17 protein-coding genes, 1 tRNA gene and 1 pseudogene are annotated in these 18116 nt (G+C 35.4%); 12 read left to right on the top strand and 7 right to left on the bottom strand.

Annotation, left to right across the window (positions count from 1 at the left end):
- From G7Y56_RS12520 to G7Y56_RS12485, 8 genes are all read left to right on the top strand, one after another.
- Complete coding sequence (locus tag G7Y56_RS12520; protein WP_165043940.1) at positions 1–753, top strand: LytTR family DNA-binding domain-containing protein; 753 nt, start codon at positions 1–3, stop codon at positions 751–753.
- 147 nt (positions 754–900) lie between these two features.
- Positions 901–2139: a DUF418 domain-containing protein gene (locus G7Y56_RS12515; RefSeq protein WP_165043938.1), complete on the top strand. Its 1239-nt coding sequence runs from the start codon at positions 901–903 to the stop codon at positions 2137–2139.
- A gap of 212 nt (positions 2140–2351) precedes the next feature.
- Positions 2352–3677 (top strand): retropepsin-like aspartic protease, encoded by a 1326-nt coding sequence (locus G7Y56_RS12510; RefSeq protein WP_165043936.1) that lies wholly within the window; start codon positions 2352–2354, stop codon positions 3675–3677.
- A 207-nt stretch (positions 3678–3884) separates the two neighbouring features.
- Positions 3885–4988 carry a redox-regulated ATPase YchF gene (ychF, locus tag G7Y56_RS12505; RefSeq protein WP_165021142.1) on the top strand — a complete coding sequence of 368 codons (1104 nt, stop codon included), beginning with the start codon at positions 3885–3887 and terminating at the stop codon, positions 4986–4988.
- A complete protein-coding gene (locus G7Y56_RS12500; RefSeq protein ID WP_165043934.1) occupies positions 4989–5414 on the top strand; it encodes a GNAT family N-acetyltransferase in 426 nt (141 codons plus the stop codon).
- Between the two features lie 30 nt (positions 5415–5444).
- Positions 5445–6245, top strand: coding sequence for a M48 family metallopeptidase (locus tag G7Y56_RS12495; protein ID WP_165021140.1), 801 nt, complete (start codon positions 5445–5447; stop codon positions 6243–6245).
- Positions 6246–6370: 125 nt separating this feature from the next.
- Positions 6371–7024: an HAD family phosphatase gene (locus G7Y56_RS12490; RefSeq protein WP_165021139.1), complete on the top strand. Its 654-nt coding sequence runs from the start codon at positions 6371–6373 to the stop codon at positions 7022–7024.
- 128 nt (positions 7025–7152) lie between these two features.
- Entirely contained in the window at positions 7153–8013 is an 861-nt protein-coding gene (locus tag G7Y56_RS12485; protein WP_165043932.1) for a GyrI-like domain-containing protein, read from the top strand.
- Positions 8014–8088: 75 nt separating this feature from the next.
- On the opposite strand, the gene G7Y56_RS12480 is transcribed toward G7Y56_RS12485, so the two are convergent.
- From G7Y56_RS12480 to polA, 7 genes are all read right to left on the bottom strand, one after another.
- Positions 8089–8307, bottom strand: a complete 219-nt coding sequence (locus G7Y56_RS12480; protein WP_165043930.1) for a hypothetical protein — start codon at positions 8305–8307, stop codon at positions 8089–8091.
- A gap of 311 nt (positions 8308–8618) precedes the next feature.
- A complete protein-coding gene (locus G7Y56_RS12475) occupies positions 8619–9170 on the bottom strand; it encodes an NAD(P)H-dependent oxidoreductase (RefSeq protein WP_165043928.1) in 552 nt (183 codons plus the stop codon).
- 54 nt (positions 9171–9224) lie between these two features.
- Complete coding sequence (locus tag G7Y56_RS12470; protein WP_165043926.1) at positions 9225–10004, bottom strand: radical SAM protein; 780 nt, start codon at positions 10002–10004, stop codon at positions 9225–9227.
- Between the two features lie 22 nt (positions 10005–10026).
- Positions 10027–10470, bottom strand: coding sequence for a YqaA family protein (locus tag G7Y56_RS12465; RefSeq protein WP_165021134.1), 444 nt, complete (start codon positions 10468–10470; stop codon positions 10027–10029).
- A gap of 2 nt (positions 10471–10472) precedes the next feature.
- Entirely contained in the window at positions 10473–10676 is a 204-nt protein-coding gene (locus tag G7Y56_RS12460; protein ID WP_165043924.1) for a hypothetical protein, read from the bottom strand.
- A complete protein-coding gene (locus G7Y56_RS12455) occupies positions 10660–12309 on the bottom strand; it encodes a YfhO family protein (RefSeq protein WP_255498746.1) in 1650 nt (549 codons plus the stop codon). The genes G7Y56_RS12460 and G7Y56_RS12455 overlap by 17 nt, the downstream gene beginning before the upstream one ends.
- Positions 12310–12406: 97 nt before the next feature.
- Complete coding sequence (polA, locus tag G7Y56_RS12450; protein WP_165043920.1) at positions 12407–15190, bottom strand: DNA polymerase I; 2784 nt, start codon at positions 15188–15190, stop codon at positions 12407–12409.
- 250 nt (positions 15191–15440) lie between these two features.
- Here polA and G7Y56_RS12445 point away from each other — a divergent pair, with 250 nt between their 5' ends.
- From G7Y56_RS12445 to G7Y56_RS18485, 4 genes and pseudogenes are all read left to right on the top strand, one after another.
- Positions 15441–16412: a polyprenyl synthetase family protein gene (locus tag G7Y56_RS12445; RefSeq protein ID WP_165043918.1), complete on the top strand. Its 972-nt coding sequence runs from the start codon at positions 15441–15443 to the stop codon at positions 16410–16412.
- Between the two features lie 148 nt (positions 16413–16560).
- Entirely contained in the window at positions 16561–17595 is a 1035-nt protein-coding gene (gene thiL / locus G7Y56_RS12440) for a thiamine-phosphate kinase (RefSeq protein ID WP_165043916.1), read from the top strand.
- A 70-nt stretch (positions 17596–17665) separates the two neighbouring features.
- A tRNA-Phe gene (locus G7Y56_RS12435) sits at positions 17666–17738 on the top strand.
- Positions 17739–17920: 182 nt separating this feature from the next.
- Positions 17921–18116, top strand: a pseudogene (locus G7Y56_RS18485) (site-specific integrase); the annotation flags it as partial.

The raw sequence follows: 18116 nt of genomic DNA, 5'->3' as shown, positions 1-18116 counted from the left end.
ATGAAAGTATTGATAGTAGAAGATGAAACAGCTGCTTACGAAAGCTTAGTGGAAATACTAAAAGATATTGATCCTTCTATACAAGTCGTAGGCAATGCAGAAAGTGTTAGTCAAACTATTCAATGGTTAAATTCCCATCCCGAACCGGATCTGATATTGATGGATATTCATTTGTCAGACGGTTCTTCGTTTCTCATATTTGATGTTATAGAAGTAGAAACCCCCATTATTTTCACAACGGCTTATGATGAATACGCAATTGAAGCCTTTAAACTTAATAGTGTAGATTATTTGTTAAAACCTATCAAGTCGGAAGAACTGGAGCGTGCTCTGAATAAATTTAAGAAATGGACTCGATCCGAAGTGGTTGAATATTTATCCAGATTGACACAACTAGCGCCAACATCACGATATAAAGACAAGTTTTTAATTCCAATAAAAGATAAGTTGCTCCCAATAAATTTACGGGAGGTTTCCTATTTTTATACAACAGATAAGAGTACTCATATTTATCTAAAAAACGGCCAATCCTATCCTTACTCTAAAACATTGGAACAGATATTTTTATCATTGAATCCTGCAGATTTTTATCGTGCCAATAAACAATTTATCATAGCTCGTGAGAGTATTAAGGATATAACTATTTGGTTTGACAATCGCTTGCTTGTTACACTCGATATTGATGTTCCGGAACGCATTTATGTCAGTAAAAATAAGGCCGCAGACTTTAAGGCATGGATAGTAAATGAATAAATAAGTGTGTCACATCCTCATAAAATAAGAGTCTTTTTTCGTGTTAAGTATTAATCTTTTCGTGTTAATCTGCCCTTTAATACAAATACTAGATATTTATTAAATCTTTGTGAAAATCAAGAATTATAAATATTAAGTATATTCTTTATGCAAACAATAAACTTGAGTAACGAGGCAACTAAAACTAGAAGGATTACAGTAATAGATGCACTAAGGGGATTCGCTCTGCTTGGTGTTATACTTATGCACATGTTGCAGCGCTTCGGTATATTTTCTGGTGTGAGACCTGACGAGTCTTTGTTTCCTATGTTGGACGAAGCTATCCAATGGCTTTCACAAAACGTGATAATGGGGCGGTTTATTAATATTTTCGCCTGTTTGTTTGGATTGAGCTTCTTTATACAGATGGATAGTGCTGCAAAAAAAGGAATTGATTTTCGTAAACGCTTCTTATGGCGGATGGCTATACTTTTTGTTATAGGTGTGATTGGAAACTGTTTTTTTACTGCTGATATTTTATCTATATATGCAGTATTCGGAATTATAATGGTCTTCCTTTTCCCATTAAAAAATTGGATATTGATACTTATTGCCAGTTTACTACTATTGGGTGCTCCCCGAGCATTAATGACAGGTTACGACCGTATTGTAAAAACAGAACAAGTATCGGAAACGAGCCAACCTGCACGACGACCTGCAATGTCTAACACAGCAAAGCCTTCGTTTATTAATTCGGCTAAAGAAAACTTAACTTTCAAACTACAAGGAAAGCTAAACTACCAGTTCGGGATGTATGGACGTGGATATATCACATTGGCACTTTTTATACTGGGTTTAGTTATAGGTCGTTTGCGCTTCTTCGAAGATGTTCAGACCAAGCAGAAAAGAAATATAATCCTCTTTTTCGGATTTGCGCTTTCATCCGCAGTAATTAGTTTGATACTCAATTTAATTCCGCAGGAGCCACTTAATTTCAGAATGCTTATGACGCCTGGCTTTGATATATCTTTTGCGCTGCTTGCAGTTACAGCTCTAAACGATATTCAGATTGTGATATTTTCAGGAGCCTTAGCCCTTGGATTTATTGTCCTTTATCAGATCAAAAGCATTGGAAAATATTTGGATGTGCTAACTCCTTATGGACGTATGGGGCTGACAAACTATGAGATGCAAGGTATATTGGGTGCTTTTATATTTTCGGCGTGGGGATTTGGTGCAATCTTTGGTACTTGGGGTACAACAGAAGTATTTGCACTGGGATTGGTAGTATACGCTATACAAATTATAATAAGCCATTATTGGTTGAAAAAGTTTCGTTATGGACCATTGGAGTGGTTGTGGCGATCCGGTACTTATCTTAAGTGGCAACCATTGCGTAAAGCATAGTTTGTAAAACAAGGCAGAAACAAACTAAAACAGAGAGGGCACTTCTTCTTGAAATTGATGACAATGAATTATTCTCTTGCTCCTCTCTGTTTTATGTATATGTAATGAAAATAATATATGGATAATTAATTCACGTTATATCAGACACTACACATTTACTGAATTAAGTAATTTATTTTATCTTTAAAGAATAAAATAATATGTGTACAAATATGAACAAAATAGCACTTACGTTTTTGGTTGCATTTTTTAGCACATTTGGATTTGCTCAGTCTCCGGACGAGCAGATTGGCAATTGTCTGAACACGTCAGATTTTTTTCTTTTGGAAGAAATTTATCCGACAATTAAAAATGATGTACAGATTCCAGTACTGAATACTTTTGCAGAGTCTCTGCTTTATGCTGCGTTCAATAACCCTGAACAAGCAGTGTCGGCTATAGACTCTCTGATAGCTAAGTATCAGGGAGAAATAGGGCTCGAAAATGTAAGAAATATGCTTATTAACCAATGTTGGATGCTTTTTCGTAAAGGTGAATATCAGGATGGATATAATCGTCTGAAAAGTTTTATCGAACAACTTGAGCCTCATATGCCGGTTGAATTTCTTGCCGGTTCTAAAGCAAATCTAAGGCTATATAAAGCATTCTTAGATGAAAGCAAGCCTCGGCTTGATCGTCCTAACGTGGATTGTGTGATCCCGATGGAGATAGATACTATAAGAATAAAGGGAAATGAAGATGATACACTCAGGTATTCTACACTCATGTTTGTGCCGGTCGTTGTTAACGGTCAACAAGAACGTTTTATTTTCGATACGGGATGTGGCGGAGGTATTTTTTTATCTCAGGAGTACGCGAACCGTTTAGGAGCCAGAATTAAGATGGATTCGTTATCAATATCGGGTTCAGGAGGGCATAGCTCCGGACAAATGGCAATTATCGACAGTATACAAGTGGGTAATATGATATTCAAAAACGTGACAGCAACTATTATGATGCCTAATCTTCAAGTGGATACTTTGTATAAAGTAGATGCGGTACTGGGTGTTGATATTATGGATTATGCAGGCGAAGTACAGATATTTCCAAACGAAAAGAAGATAGTCTTTCCCATAAATAAAACTTCCCTGCCGGCTACAGGAAAAAATATGATGCGGATGCTTGGCGGGGATGCCTTCTTTTTGAAAGCCTATTCCGGTGATGAAAGATTAACTATGCTATTCGATACAGGCGATGTTTATTCTCACTTCAACGAAAAATATTACAATGTGCACAAAGAATATGTAAATATCAATGGATTGAAGGAAAGCAAAATAAGCGGAGGATTCGGAGGAACTAAACAAACAGAATTTTACAGTCTTCCTTCTTTTTCTCTAAAAATAGGAAATAAACAATTTGAAATTAAACATATGATTGTAGGCAGTAACCCTGAGGCAACTAGTCAGCAGTTTGGATTTGGTGCGCTGGGTATGGCATTTATTAACGCTTTTGACAAGGTGACCATCAGTTTTGATGAGATGTTTGTTGAAGTAGAATAAAATTTATTAGTTATGCGAATCAGTATTAATTCTTAGTAGAAAAGTTACATTCATAAATAGGGTAAAAAGTGTTACTTTTATTACCTTTTAACATATTTTTGCAGACTGGGAAGTACAAATAATAAATGATTGACCACTTATTAGTTATACCACATAACTAAAAAAGTCCTATCTTTGCACCTCAAAATAAATAACTAGAATAATATAATGGCATTACAATGTGGTATAGTAGGGCTTCCAAATGTAGGAAAATCTACACTTTTCAACTGTTTATCGAACGCTAAAGCACAATCGGCAAACTTCCCTTTCTGCACAATAGAACCCAATGTTGGTGTGATTACTGTTCCCGACGAGCGTTTGAACAAATTGGCGGAAATAGTAAAACCAAACCGTATTGTACCTACCACAGTAGAAATAGTAGATATAGCCGGACTTGTAAAAGGTGCCAGCAAAGGTGAAGGACTTGGGAATAAATTTCTTGCCAACATACGTGAAACGGATGCGATTCTGCATGTATTACGTTGTTTCGACGACGATAATATTACACACGTAGATGGTAGTATAAACCCGGTTCGTGACAAAGAAATTATTGATACCGAACTTCAACTTAAAGACCTTGAAACAGTACAAGCACGCATTCAGAAAGTAGAGAAGCAAGCTAAAACAGGTGGCGACAAGGATGCTAAACGCATGTATGACATACTTCTACAATTCAAAGAAGTATTGTTACAAGGTAAATCGGCACGTACTGTGACATTCGATAATAAAGAAGACGAGAAGGCAGCTAAGGAGCTTTATTTGCTTACTTACAAGCCTGTGCTATACGTTTGTAACGTAGACGAATCAAATGCTGTTACAGGTAATAAATATGTAGAAGAGGTACGCGAAGCTATAAAAGACGAAAATGCTGAAATAATAATAGTAGCTGCTAAGATAGAATCGGAAATAGCCGAATTTGAAACTTACGAAGAGCGCGAAATGTTCCTATCTGAAATAGGACTTCAAGAGTCGGGTGTAGCTCGACTTATCAAATCCGCTTATAAATTACTTGATTTACAGACTTACTTTACATGTGGTGTGCAGGAAGTGCGTGCATGGACATTCCTTCGCGGATCGAAAGCTCCTCAATGTGCTGCTGTAATACATACCGATTTCGAAAAAGGATTTATCCGTGCCGAGGTTATTAAATACGAAGACTTTATTACATTAGGTTCGGAGGCTGCTGTAAAAGAAGCCGGTAAAATGAATGTAGAAGGTAAGGAATATGTTGCTCAGGATGGTGATATAATGCATTTCAGATTTAATGTATAAATGATTCTTCCTGCTTCTGAAAAAGATTATCCCATACTTATAGATATTTGGGCAAGTGCAGTTTCGGCAACTCACGATTTTCTGAGTAAAGAAGATTTTGAGTATTACAAATCGCGCCTGCCTTTTTATTTCACACAGGTATCTTTATTTGTTTTCAGAGATGAAAATTCAGATATAAAGGGATTTCTAGGCGTATTGGACGATAATATAGAAATGCTTTTTGTTCATAACTGCTTCAGAGGATTGGGAATAGGAAAAAAATTACTTACTTTTGCAACTGAAAATTTGAATCTGCGTAAAGTAGATGTAAATGAAGAAAATAAACAAGCTTTAGAATTCTATACTTATTTTGGTTTTAAACAAATAAATAGATCGGCACACGATTCTGAAGGTAAAAATTATCCCTTGATACACTTAATATTATAATTATACTTTGATACTAAACAAATAAAACTTATGAAAAAGATTCTTCTTACCCTAACACTTGTTATGTCGTGTTGTTTTGTTGCGAATGCTCAATTCGGCAAAGTGAAAATTAACAGCAAACAGATTGAAGCAGCTACCAAAACGGCTAAGGCACTTACACTTACAGATGCAGAAATGGCAGCATACTGCCAAGAATATATCGACTGGGTAGATGCTCATAATCCTTTATGTAAAGTAACTGATACTGATCCCGGTAAAAAGGCATGTGCCGAACGTCTTGAAAAAATAATATCGACTGCCCCTGATGTGAAAGAATTAAATCTTGATATACAGGCATTTTATGTGGTAGATCAAAATGCTTTTGCTTGTGCAAATGGTAGTATCCGTGTCTTTGCAGGACTAATGGAACTAATGACAGACGATGAGATATTAGGTATTATCGGTCATGAAGTAGGACATATCGTAAATAAAGACTCTAAAGACGCATTTAAAAACGCCCTGCTTACTTCGGCTCTTAAAGATGCAGTAGGTTCTACAAGTGGAACAGCGGCGGCTCTTACCGACTCTCAATTAGGTGCATTAGGAGAATCATTAGCAGGGGCTACCTATTCTCAAAAGCAAGAATATGCAGCTGATGATTATGGGTATGAGTTTTTGAAAAGATCGGGAAAAGATCCTCAAAGTATGGCTTCGGCTTTGCGTGTGATCCAAAAATTGCAAGATGATGCAGGTGCGGACAAAAGTAAAGTGAATCAATTATTTTCCAGCCATCCGGACAGTGCGAAGAGAGCTGAGAAATTAGATCAAAAATACGGAAAAGAGAAAAAATAAGGTAATTGTCTTATTTTTGGAAAGAGAGACTAACAAAAGTCTCTCTTTTTTGTTCTTGTAAAATAAAAATGTATTACTTTGCATAGAAATTATACTGGGGAACATAAATAACTAAAATAAATATAATGGCGGAAAGTAAAATTACAACCATATTGCTTGGTTTGGATGGTGTTGTTGTAGATACAGAAAGCTACTACGATAAATTTTGGAATCAGATTGCACTTGACAACGGATTAAAAATAGATAATTTCTCTGCTGTCATAAAGGGGATGACAATAAATTCTATTATAGAACTTTATTTCGCTATTTCTACACCCGAAGAAAAGCAAGCTATCAGAAAAGCATCTTCCGAAATGGAGCAATCTATCCCATATAAAGACATAATGACTCCGGGTCTTATCGATTTTATTAAATATATCAAAAAATCAAATTATAAGCTTGGTCTAGTTACAAGCTCACCCACAAGTAAAGTAGGTGCTGTATTGAATGAACTATCGTTGAACGGTGGTGTATTCGATACCATTATCACTTCCGATTCTATAAAAAGAGGTAAACCCGATCCTATGGGTTATGTATTGGCTAGCACAAATTTGGGAGTTCATCCTAGCGAATGTGCTGTTTTCGAAGATTCATTTACAGGAATTAAAGCTGCTACATATGCTTTTATGCGTGTAATAGGTATATCCACTACCCTATCGGCAGACTTTTTGAAGGATTATTCTTATGGAGTTATAGAAGACTTCAAAGATTTGGAAAAAGTGAAAGCACTTTTAGTATAAAATCTGATACTATCATATACATCGTGAAAGAGTACCGTTTATCGGTGCTCTTTTTTTATTAAGTTAGCAAGTTCGGAAAAGTACTTGTGTTATAAGATCTCTAATTTTGTGATGAAATATTATAGAATATGCAACGAAAAGTAATTACAAGAGAAGAATATGCGAAACGAATAAATATCATCATAGATTATATAGCTAATAATCTGGATGGGGAGATAGATTTGCAAAGACTTGCCGGAGTATCAGGTTTTTCTCCATTTCATTTTCATCGTATATTTAAAGCTATTGTAGGTGAATCTTTGGGGGCATTTATAGTGAGGATGCGTATCGAGACTGCAGCTCGGTTGCTCAGATATACAGCAGTACCAGTTCAGGATATTGCTTATAGTGTCGGTTATAATGTTCCGTCTTCGTTAACAAAGGTTTTTAAGCAGTTCTATGCTATTTCGCCAATAGATTATCGTAACAATAAAAATCACACAATTATGAGACCATTACAAATAAGTGAAGATGTAAAATTGAAAGATCCTAAAATAGTTGAGTTACCGCCTCGAAAAGCGATTTATGTACGGCTACAAGGCGATTACAGGACTATGGATTACTGTGGAGCATATAATAAATTATGGGCTTTTATAAAAGAAAATAAACTGTTTACAGCAGGTATCGAAGCGATTACAATAAGCCATGACGATCCTAAGGTTACAGATACAGATAAGCTTCGTACAGATGTCTGCTTAGCTGTTCACAAGGAAGTATTGCCTAAAGGCGAAATAGGAATAAGAGATATTCCCGGAGGTAAATTTGCTGTGTTTACTTACATCGGACCTTATGATAAACTAATCAATGTATTTGATACTATTTACGGGAAATGGCTGCCTGAAAGTGGATACGAACTTCGTATGGAATGCGGGTTTGAAAAATACGTGAATGATTCGTCAAAAGTAGCTCCTGAGAAACTGAAGACAGAGATTTATCTGCCTATTCAATAAACAAAAAAGGTCGGTACGTTAGACGTATCGATCTTTTCTTTTCAAAACTTAATTTACTATTATCTTTTTATTGTTTTACTTTAGTTTGTCTTTTGTTGCCTTTTCTACTTTTTTCGCATCTGTTTTCACTGCCTGAGCATCTTTCTTTGCTTCAGCTTTACCTGCTTTACCTTCCGATTTAACTTCTGTCTTAGCTTTTTCTGATACTGTTTTTTTATGTACATCCTGAGCCATTACATTAGCAGAAGCAATAAGAGCGATGGCCATAACACCTGAAATAATAAATTTTTTCATAAAATTTTCCTTATTGTAAAAGGGTTAAACATGTGATTAATTACACACCAAATGTATAGCTAGTTTGAAAAAAATGGTAGTTAATCCGCGTTAAAAAAAAGTGCTCTATGTGTAACTATTGCAAAGGAATATGTATGTCGTTTAAATACTTTCATTTTGATCATTTTGAGATATAAAAATGATCTGATCTCAAGTATTTTTTGACAATTGTTTCTATATTTATGAGGTATGAGGATAAAATGCTAAAAAGAACAGCCGATGAGTTTATAATCATCGGCTGTTTGACCTATTTAAGTGAATAGAGGATCAGTTTAAATTTGATTCTCTACTTTTTTCAAGAAATCTTTACGCTGCTCATCTGTTCCGCTAGATGTTTCTTCATTGTTGAGCCATGTCGCATTATTAATTCCAATAGAATTTAGCATAGATGGTATAAAATTATCTTCAATAGAGCTTCTGAAATTTTCTGTCGGACTTTGCGATGTTGTGATTACAGTGCCCTTATTTATCTTCAAGAGTGGAGTCCATCCCCCTTGGTAAGAATAAGCGAAATTGACAAGCAATACTTTATCGAAGAAACCTTTTAGTATAGCCGGCATTGTACCCCACCAGATAGGAAAAATAAAAATTATTTCATCGGCATTTTTTAGTACTGCCTGATATTGAATAACCAATGGGTCAAGGGCTTTTCCCTGATTGAAAACAGCTAGTTCTTTTTCTGTGAATGCAGGGTCGAAATTATCTTTGTGAAGATCTATTACCTGATATGCCTTATTCTCTTTATCGAACTTGGCAGTTACTGTGTCTAATATTGCTTTATTGAAGCTTCCGTGCCATGGATGGGCAAGTACTATTGTTACCATAATATGTGATTAGTATAATAAATTAAGGCTGCAAAATTACTTATATTTTGTATATTATCCCGCTATGTTAACTTTTATTCCCAAATCTTCAACTTTCTTCCCTATTTTCCTTAGGTCTTCGGCAGGTACTTTTTCAAGCATCTTAGAAGGTGTTTCTCTATCGATGGTGTAGATCATCACTTCGCGCGGTTTAGTGGCCTTGATGGCTTCTATCCATGCTGAAACCTCTTCTTCCGTAGTATTGTCAACCACCCTACCCTCGTGGCTACCCCTTAAGAACATAGTTTGCATGATAAAATTCCCTTCAAATCGCTTAAAAAGTTCTATTTGCTTTTCTATACTATACGAAGGTGCATTAGGACGATCTATAAATTTTGCTGTTTCCAGTATGGCCGAATCTAGCTTGAGTATATTGTTATCAACTTTTTTTAATGCTTCGAATACTTTTTCATTAGAGATATGCATGGCGTTCGACAATACGCTTATTTTGGTCTGTGGGATGTACTTGTCGCGAAGTTCGATTGTATCATCTATTATCTCCGAGAATTGTGGGTGCATTGTAGGTTCGCCATTTCCGGCAAAAGTGATAACGTCGGGAATTATATTCTCTTCTTTCAATCGAATGAGTTTATCCTCAAGAGCAGCCTTTACATTTTCGCGCGAAGGAAGTTTTGTTTTTGTTTTGAAATCCTTATTATACCCGCATTCGCAATAAATGCAGTCGAAAGAACATAATTTGCCGTCATAAGGCAGTAAATTCATACCCAATGAGGTGCCTAATCTACGACTGTGAATAGGTCCGAAAACTATTTCGTGAAATAATATAGTTGACATAATTATAAGTAAATCTTAATATTTAAATAATCCAACTTACACCATACATAATTAGTATATAACGAATAAGTTTGCCTGCAAACATACTACCACTTACAATATAAACGTTGGCACGCATGTAACCCAGAGCCAATGCGATAAGATCTCCTACTACTGGCATGAAGCTAAAAAATCCCATTATGGCACCTTTTCCTTCGAGCCAATGTTGCATTTTTTCTATTTTCTCTTTCTTTACTTTCAGATATTTTTCTATCCACTCTATTTTACCCATGCTTCCCAGATAGTAATTGGTCATACCTCCCATCCAATTTCCAACAGATGCTACTGCTACACAACCCCATCCATTAAGACCGGCAGCAAGTAATCCGACGAATACAAATTCAGATCCGAAAGGTAGTATAGTAGCAGCTAGAAATGAAGCAAGGAATAATCCTATATATCCATATTCGATAAATCCGTCAAGCATGGTTATCGGGTATAGATAATTACAGCAAATACAATACCAAGTATGATTACAGCTATTCCGATTTTTTTAAGAAAAGATTCTGTTTTCAAACTATCTTCATCATATTTTGCCCCTCGCATAAATGTACGAGGACTGAATATCATTATGATGCCTACAATCACTCCTATTGCAGCGTATATGTAATCAATATCAGACAGTTGTGTCATCGTACTTATATTTTAAATGAGATTTTTTCCTTCTTTGTGAGAATATGTAGATACAAAGAGCTAATATACTGATGATTGTAATATAGAAACTAATTTTTTGTATCAATGTACCTTTATAGTAAACAATTACCTCTCCCGACTGTTCGACCGGTATTTCTATTAATCCGTTTTGACTTTGTTCTACCGTTATTTCTCTTCCATTAAGGATTGCGCTATATCCTTTGTAATATATTAAAGGTAGTTCGAGAATATCTTTTTTGTTTGTATTTATACTGAAACTTGTAATACCTTTTTCTTTCTTATAATCTGTAATATTGGCCTCTTCGGATTTTGTACTTATTCTATTACCTCTATCATAAATATAGGAACTTGAAGGTACTTTAATTGGCATGTATTCAAGCCCACTATAGTTCGATCGTTTTGTTTCATCTATCTCCCTTAAAGTATTATTTCCATGAATTTCAGCTATTTGGTATGTGAAATTCTTACCTTCGGAGTTAACAACAATGCAGGTTCCTATTATAAAGCCAATTAGAACAATGAGTTTTCTCTTATTTGTCTTTGTAGCCTCAGATAAATAAAATCCTCCTGCAATTGCAAAAAATAAACTGGAGAATTGATACAATCTCCATGGAAATTGCATAAAACTTAGTTTGTTGAAAGGAAATATTGCCCATGGAAATATAGTAGAAGACATAAAAACATAAAATAGACCTACAATTACAAGTATGTCAGCACTTCTTACTAGTTTCGATTTGCCGGAAACAAATACTCGCGTACATATCGAAGCGGTGAGCAATAGGCCTATTTTTACATGGAATGTTTGCAAATGCGAAGTAACTCCTTGTATCATTCCTTCTATGATTGGAGTTATCCGAACTGCCACAGAATTCATATTATCGGGGATTGAGCCTTTAACTTCATAATAAAATGTGTTGGACATCATCTGCTCTATCATTGGAAATAGATAGTACGCGGTAATAATCAATGTTACAAGAGCTGCTATAAACAAATAAGTAATACGTTTGGGTTCTCTTATTAAACACTTATAATAGATTACAAAAAATATTATTAGGGTAATAAAGGTAAGTGCAGAAGAGATAAGATGAGAAAAAATAAGGAGGCTATAGCCAATAGTTAGTATATACCATTTTTTATAGTCTCCTCTTATAATTTCATATGCTCCTAATAAGACTATTGGTAAAAAAATGAAAGCGAATGACTCTCCGATGGCTGCCCTAATGAATAAATCCAGTAGGCGATAGCAGCAAAAGGTATAGAGTAATGCGCCCAGAATGGCAGCTACTGAGCTATTATAGATTCGCTTAATCACGAGATAAGTAGATATGCCACATAAAAGAGTAATGATGAAAATCATGCACTCATAAGCTGTAACATTATCTGTAAAAATAGCAATTACAGCAAAAGGAACGAGTAGCAAATCACAATAGAACGCTTTTATAAAATAGCCATATCCATCTAATCCATTATAGTTGATATACCAAGGGAATCTTCCGTCTTCAATAGCATTTTTCAGACCCTCTATGCGGGCATAATGAACAAGCATATCGTGACCAAGCAATAAAGGTTTGTTAGCCAACATCATATATATGGTCAATAAAGTCAAAATCATAAGAAATAACCAGAAATGTGATTTCTTATGATCTGATATTTTATTTAATATTCTATTGAAAGAATTCATATATTATTGTATGTTACTAACTATATATTTAATGCGCTTGTAACCAATTTTCGCCACTACCGCAATCAGCTCTCAATGGTACAACTAACTTATACGCATTTTCCATTTCTTCAATAACTATCTGCTGAACTTTGTTCAACTCATTATCAAAAACATTAAAGTTCAATTCGTCATGTACTTGTAAAATCATTTTCGATTTTATATTTTCTGCAGTGAATCGCTCAAAAATTTTGTTCATAGCCACCTTAATAATATCGGCGGCACTCCCTTGTATCGGGGCATTTATTGCATTTCGCTCAGCATATCCACGTACAGTTGTATTGCGTGAATTGATATCAGGTAAATAACGTTTACGTCCGAAGATAGTTTCGACATATGTTTTTTCACGGGCAATGGTAATACATCTGTCCATGTATTCTTTTACCTGAGGGTAGGTTTCGAAATAACCATCAATCAGTATTTTTGCTTCTCCGCGAGGAATAGATAAACGTTCGGCAAGACCAAATACCGATATACCATATATAATACCGAAGTTGGCTGTTTTAGCTTTACGGCGCATATCACCTGTTACCTGATCGATCGGCAATTTGAATATTTTGGCAGCTGTAGCGGCATGGATATCTTCGCCACTGTTAAAGGCGTCTATCATGTTCGGATCTTTACTCAGATGCGCCATAATGCGCAATTCTATTTGTGAATAGTCGGCAGAAAAGAAAGTACATCCCTTGTCAGCTATAAATGCTCTTCTTATTTCTTTGCCTTGTGCATCGCGAATCGGTATATTTTGCAGATTAGGATTGCTCGAACTTAAGCGACCCGTAGCTGTAACTGTCTGATTATATGATGTGTGTAGTTTGTTGTCCTTCGGATTGATAAGTAGTGGAAGAGCATCTATATAGGTACTTAACAACTTTTTCAATCCTCTGTATTCCAGTATTTTATTGACAATAGGGTGGGAGTCTTTCAGACTCTCCAGCACTTCTTCGCTGGTTACGTACTGACCTGTCTTTGTTTTTTTAGGCTTTTCTACAATTGTAAGTTTTTCGAAAAGGATTTCACCAACTTGCTTTGCCGAATTTATATTGAATTCGGAACCAGCAAGTCCAAATATTTCTTTTTCAATATTTTGAAGCTCAATAGTCAATGTTTTAGAATATTCAGCTAGTGCTTCTATATCTAATCTGACACCTGCATATTCCATATCGGCCAGAACATATATAAGAGGAAATTCGATTTCATAGAGCAATTTCTCAACATCTTGTTTTTCGATTGCCTTCTCTAAAATCATTTTCAATTTCAGAGTTATGTCGGCATCTTCGCACGCATAGTCGCAGATCTGTTCAGGTTTAAGACTGCGCATATTCGATTGGTTTTTACCTTTCGATCCGATCAATTCTTCAATATGTATTGTCCTGTATTTCAGATAAGTTTCTGCCATATAGTCCATATTGTGTCTCAATTCGGGATTGATTAGGTAGTGAGCTATCATTGTATCAAATAGCTTTCCTTTCACATTGATATCATATTTTTTAAGTACTATAATATCATATTTAATATTTTGTCCTATTTTCAGAATTGTATCATTCTCAAGAAAACATCTGAATTTTTCTACAAGTTTTTTGGCTTCGTCAAAATTTTCATCTACGGGTACATAGTATGCTTCACCTTCCTTAAATGAGAACGACATCCCTACTAGTTCGCTTGATGTTGGGTCTAAACCTGTTGTTTCTGTATCGAATGCACAGAAATCATGAGCGCAGATTTTAGTTATCAGATCGGCTATTTTTTCATCTGTATCAACTAAGTGATAGGAGTGAGCGACATCTTTCAATTCTTGTAAACCGGAGTAACTGGTAGTATCGTTGACAGCTGCAGTAGGCATTAATTCTGCAAATAAATCTCCTTGAATAGCTTCATGTGTGGTGCTGGGAGGTGCAGCGGCATTCTCTTTCTTCAACACACGATTAATAAGGGTTCTAAACTCGAGTTCTTCGAACAGAGTTTCCAGTTTTTCTACATCTATTCCTTTACGTTTAAATTCTTCTCTTTTAAAATCGATTGGTACATCAGTCTTTATTGTGGCTAAGAATTTAGAAAATATAATTTGTTCTTTATTTTCCTCTAATCTTATCTTTAAAGTTCCTTTAATATGCTTCGTATTCTCAAGTAGATTTTCGATAGTGCCATACTCTTCTAGCAGTTTCTGAGCAGTTTTGGGACCTACTCCCGGACAGCCCGGAATATTGTCGGCAGAATCACCCATCAATCCTAATAGATCGATCATTTGATCGGGTGAGCTTACCTCATATTTGGCCATGATTGCTTTTGAATCGAGCACATCGAAGCCATTTCCAGCAAATTTCGGTTTATACATGAATATATGATCGCTGGTGAGTTGACCATAGTCCTTATCAGGGGTCATCATATATACGTCAAACGATTCTTTTTCGGCTTTTTTCGCTATTGTTCCGATAACATCATCGGCTTCGTAACGCGGCACTTCAAGCATTTTAATATTATATGCCTCTATTATTTGCTTGATGATTGGTACAGCAAGTCTTATATCTTCAGGAGTTTCTTGTCGTTGAGCTTTATAAAGTTCGTAGGCATCATGACGGAATGTTCCACCGGGAGGGTCGAAAGCAACAGCTATATGCGTTGGATTTTCCTTTCTTAATAACTCTTCCAATGTATTTACAAATCCGAATATGGCTGATGTATTAAGCCCTTTCGAATTTATTCTGGGACTTTTTATAAAAGCATAATATGAACGATATATGAGTGCGTATGCGTCTAAGAGAAATAATTTCATCTAAATATGATTTTGAGTTGTTATATGCTGCCAAATTACAGAAAAATCAGTGAAATTAAAAATTGATTATTACTATCTGCATTATGACAAGTTTGCGTATCTTTGAGGCAGAGACCATCGTACAAAAATAAAAAATGTGAAATTTTATTTTTCAACGCTAAATATGTTCTTGACATAGATGCAAAGTTATAAATAAATAAGGCTAAAAGCGGAATTATTTATAAATTTGCATTTCAACTCAATCATAAATATGGATAAAAGGCTTTTAATAGCTCAACCTGTAGCCACTGAACTAGATAAATTTAATCTCTATTACAAAGATTCGATCTTTTGTAATAATTCTCGGATACAAGAAATTATAGATTATATACTGAAATCGGATGGAAAAAAAATTCGCCCGATTTTATTATTACTTGCAGCCAGAGCTTGTGGAGAGATTAATGATACAACCTATAATGCAGCGATTACTGTTGAGCTTCTTCATACCGCTTCTCTTGTTCACGACGATGTAGTGGATGAATCAAAGATTCGTAGAGGGAAAGCATCCCTTAATGCTGTGTATGATAATAAAATGGCAGTTCTTGCGGGCGATTATTTTCTTTCTACTGCATTGATAAAAAGTGTTCTGACCGGAAATATGGAAATAATTTCAGATGTTTCTAATCTGGGTCGCAGTCTTGCAGAGGGAGAATTGAATCAATTGTCTTTAGTAAGAGAATTGATTATTGATGAGACTGAATATTTTGAAGTAATAAAGAAAAAGACAGCATCACTTCTTTCTACTTGTATGAAGATTGGTGCGATATCAGTAAATGCCCCTCGAAGCGAAGTTGATAAGTTTACTCTATTGGGAGAAATATTAGGTGTTTGTTTTCAATTGAGAGACGACATATTCGATTATTTTAAAACAAATGTGGGGAAACCGACTGGTAATGATATACGAGAAGGTAAAATAACACTTCCTTTATTGTATGCAATCGAGAAAGCGTCTGAAGATGAAAAAAGTGAACTTCGTGGTATCATTTCATCTTATGATTATACGGAAGAGAATATAGAAAGGTTGATATCGTTTGCCAAAGAAAATGGTGGCATAGAATATGCTTATCAGAAGATTGAAGAATATAAAGAAAAAGCAGAAGATATAATTTCGACAGTAACCAATCCGGATGTTCGTAAGGCTCTGGGTCATGCAGTGGAATATATAGTAGAGAGAGCCTATTGATACAATAGCTATAAATATTTAAAAAGAGTGACTCCGCAGAGTCACTCTTTTTATTTTTCGGGAAATGGCTTAAGGGTTTCTATATAGCATTCCTCAATTCTGATAAAATATAATTAACTTTGGATTTCACAATTTAGTCTTTATACAAATGCAACGAACAGAAATAGCTAGTTTAGGAGAATTTGGTCTAATTGATCATTTGACAAAAACAATAGAACTTAAAAATAGTAGTAGCCAAAAAGGGGTAGGGGATGATGCTGCAGTTTTATCGTATGGTGATAAAAAAACTCTGGTAACGACCGATCTTTTGTTGGAAGGCATACACTTTGATCTGACTTACGTACCCATGAAACACTTGGGATATAAATCGGCTATTGTCAACTTCTCGGATATATATGCGATGAATGGTCAACCTAAGCAAATTACGGTTTCTTTAGGTATCTCGAAGCGTTTTTCGGTTGAGGATCTGGAGGCATTCTATGATGGGCTGCAACTTGCTTGCGATCATCATGGTGTCGATATAGTAGGAGGGGATACTTCATCATCATTGACCGGATTAACTATAAGCATTACTTGTTTGGGAGAAGGTGATGAAGGGAAAATTGTTTATCGTAACGGAGCCAAAGAAACAGATTTGATTTGTGTGTCCGGAGATTTAGGTGCTGCTTTTATGGGACTTCAATTACTAGAGCGTGAAAAAGCTGTTTACGGTGGCGAGAAAGATTTTCAACCGGATTTCTCGGGTAAAGAATATCTTTTGGAACGGCAATTGAAACCGGAGGCTCGTAAAGACATCATTGATCTTTTAGCGAAAGATGGTATTGTTCCTACTTCTATGATTGATATTTCGGATGGTTTGTCTTCTGAGTTGAAGCATGTTTGTAAGCAAAGTGGGGTAGGGTGCTGTGTTTTTGAAGAGCGTTTACCTATTGATTATCAAACAGCCATGATGGCTGAACAATTTAATATGAATGTGACTACCGTAGCTTTGAATGGGGGAGAGGACTATGAGCTTCTTTTCACCGTACCTTTACATCTTCATGATAAAGTATCTCAAATGAAAGGAGTTCATGTGGTAGGGCATATCGCCAGAGAAAGCTTAGGACTAATGCTCGAAACCCGTGATGGAACAGAAATTGAGTTGAAAGCTCAAGGCTGGGATTCGATAGAAAAAGAGGCTTGAAGCAAAATTTATTACACAGATATTTGGAGTGAATGAAAATTGTTCTATCTTTGCACACGCTAATAGCAATGGTGCCATAGCTCAGTTGGTAGAGCAAAGGACTGAAAATCCTTGTGTCCCCGGTTCGATTCCTGGTGGCACCACGAATAGAAATTTGTAAAACGTTGTAATTGAATAAATTGCAGCGTTTTTTCTTTTAGATGGGTTAAACATAGGTAAAACATTTAGTTTGATTAAGCTTAAAAAGCTTGTATTCAATTGTTTATATATTGTAAAAGTAAATATTTTTTTGTAACTTCATAGTTAAATAAGAAATAATCAGACTATGGGGATAGTAAAGTATAACGATGTACTGCAATTAAAGAATAGTATTTTTGATTGTATAGATGTTACCGAAAACACTCGTAAAGAATACTTATCCAGAATAAAGCACTTCATTCATTTTGTAAAATTGCACGGAATAAACTTCAATACGTATTTAGAATATAAGCGTTATTTAAGTTCTATCGACACGTTAAGTG

It is taken from the genome of Dysgonomonas sp. ZJ709, assembly GCF_011039195.1.
Taxonomy (GTDB): domain Bacteria; phylum Bacteroidota; class Bacteroidia; order Bacteroidales; family Dysgonomonadaceae; genus Dysgonomonas.
The sequence above is the reverse complement of the archived record's forward strand: the minus strand, read 5'-3'. Positions and strand labels throughout refer to the sequence as shown.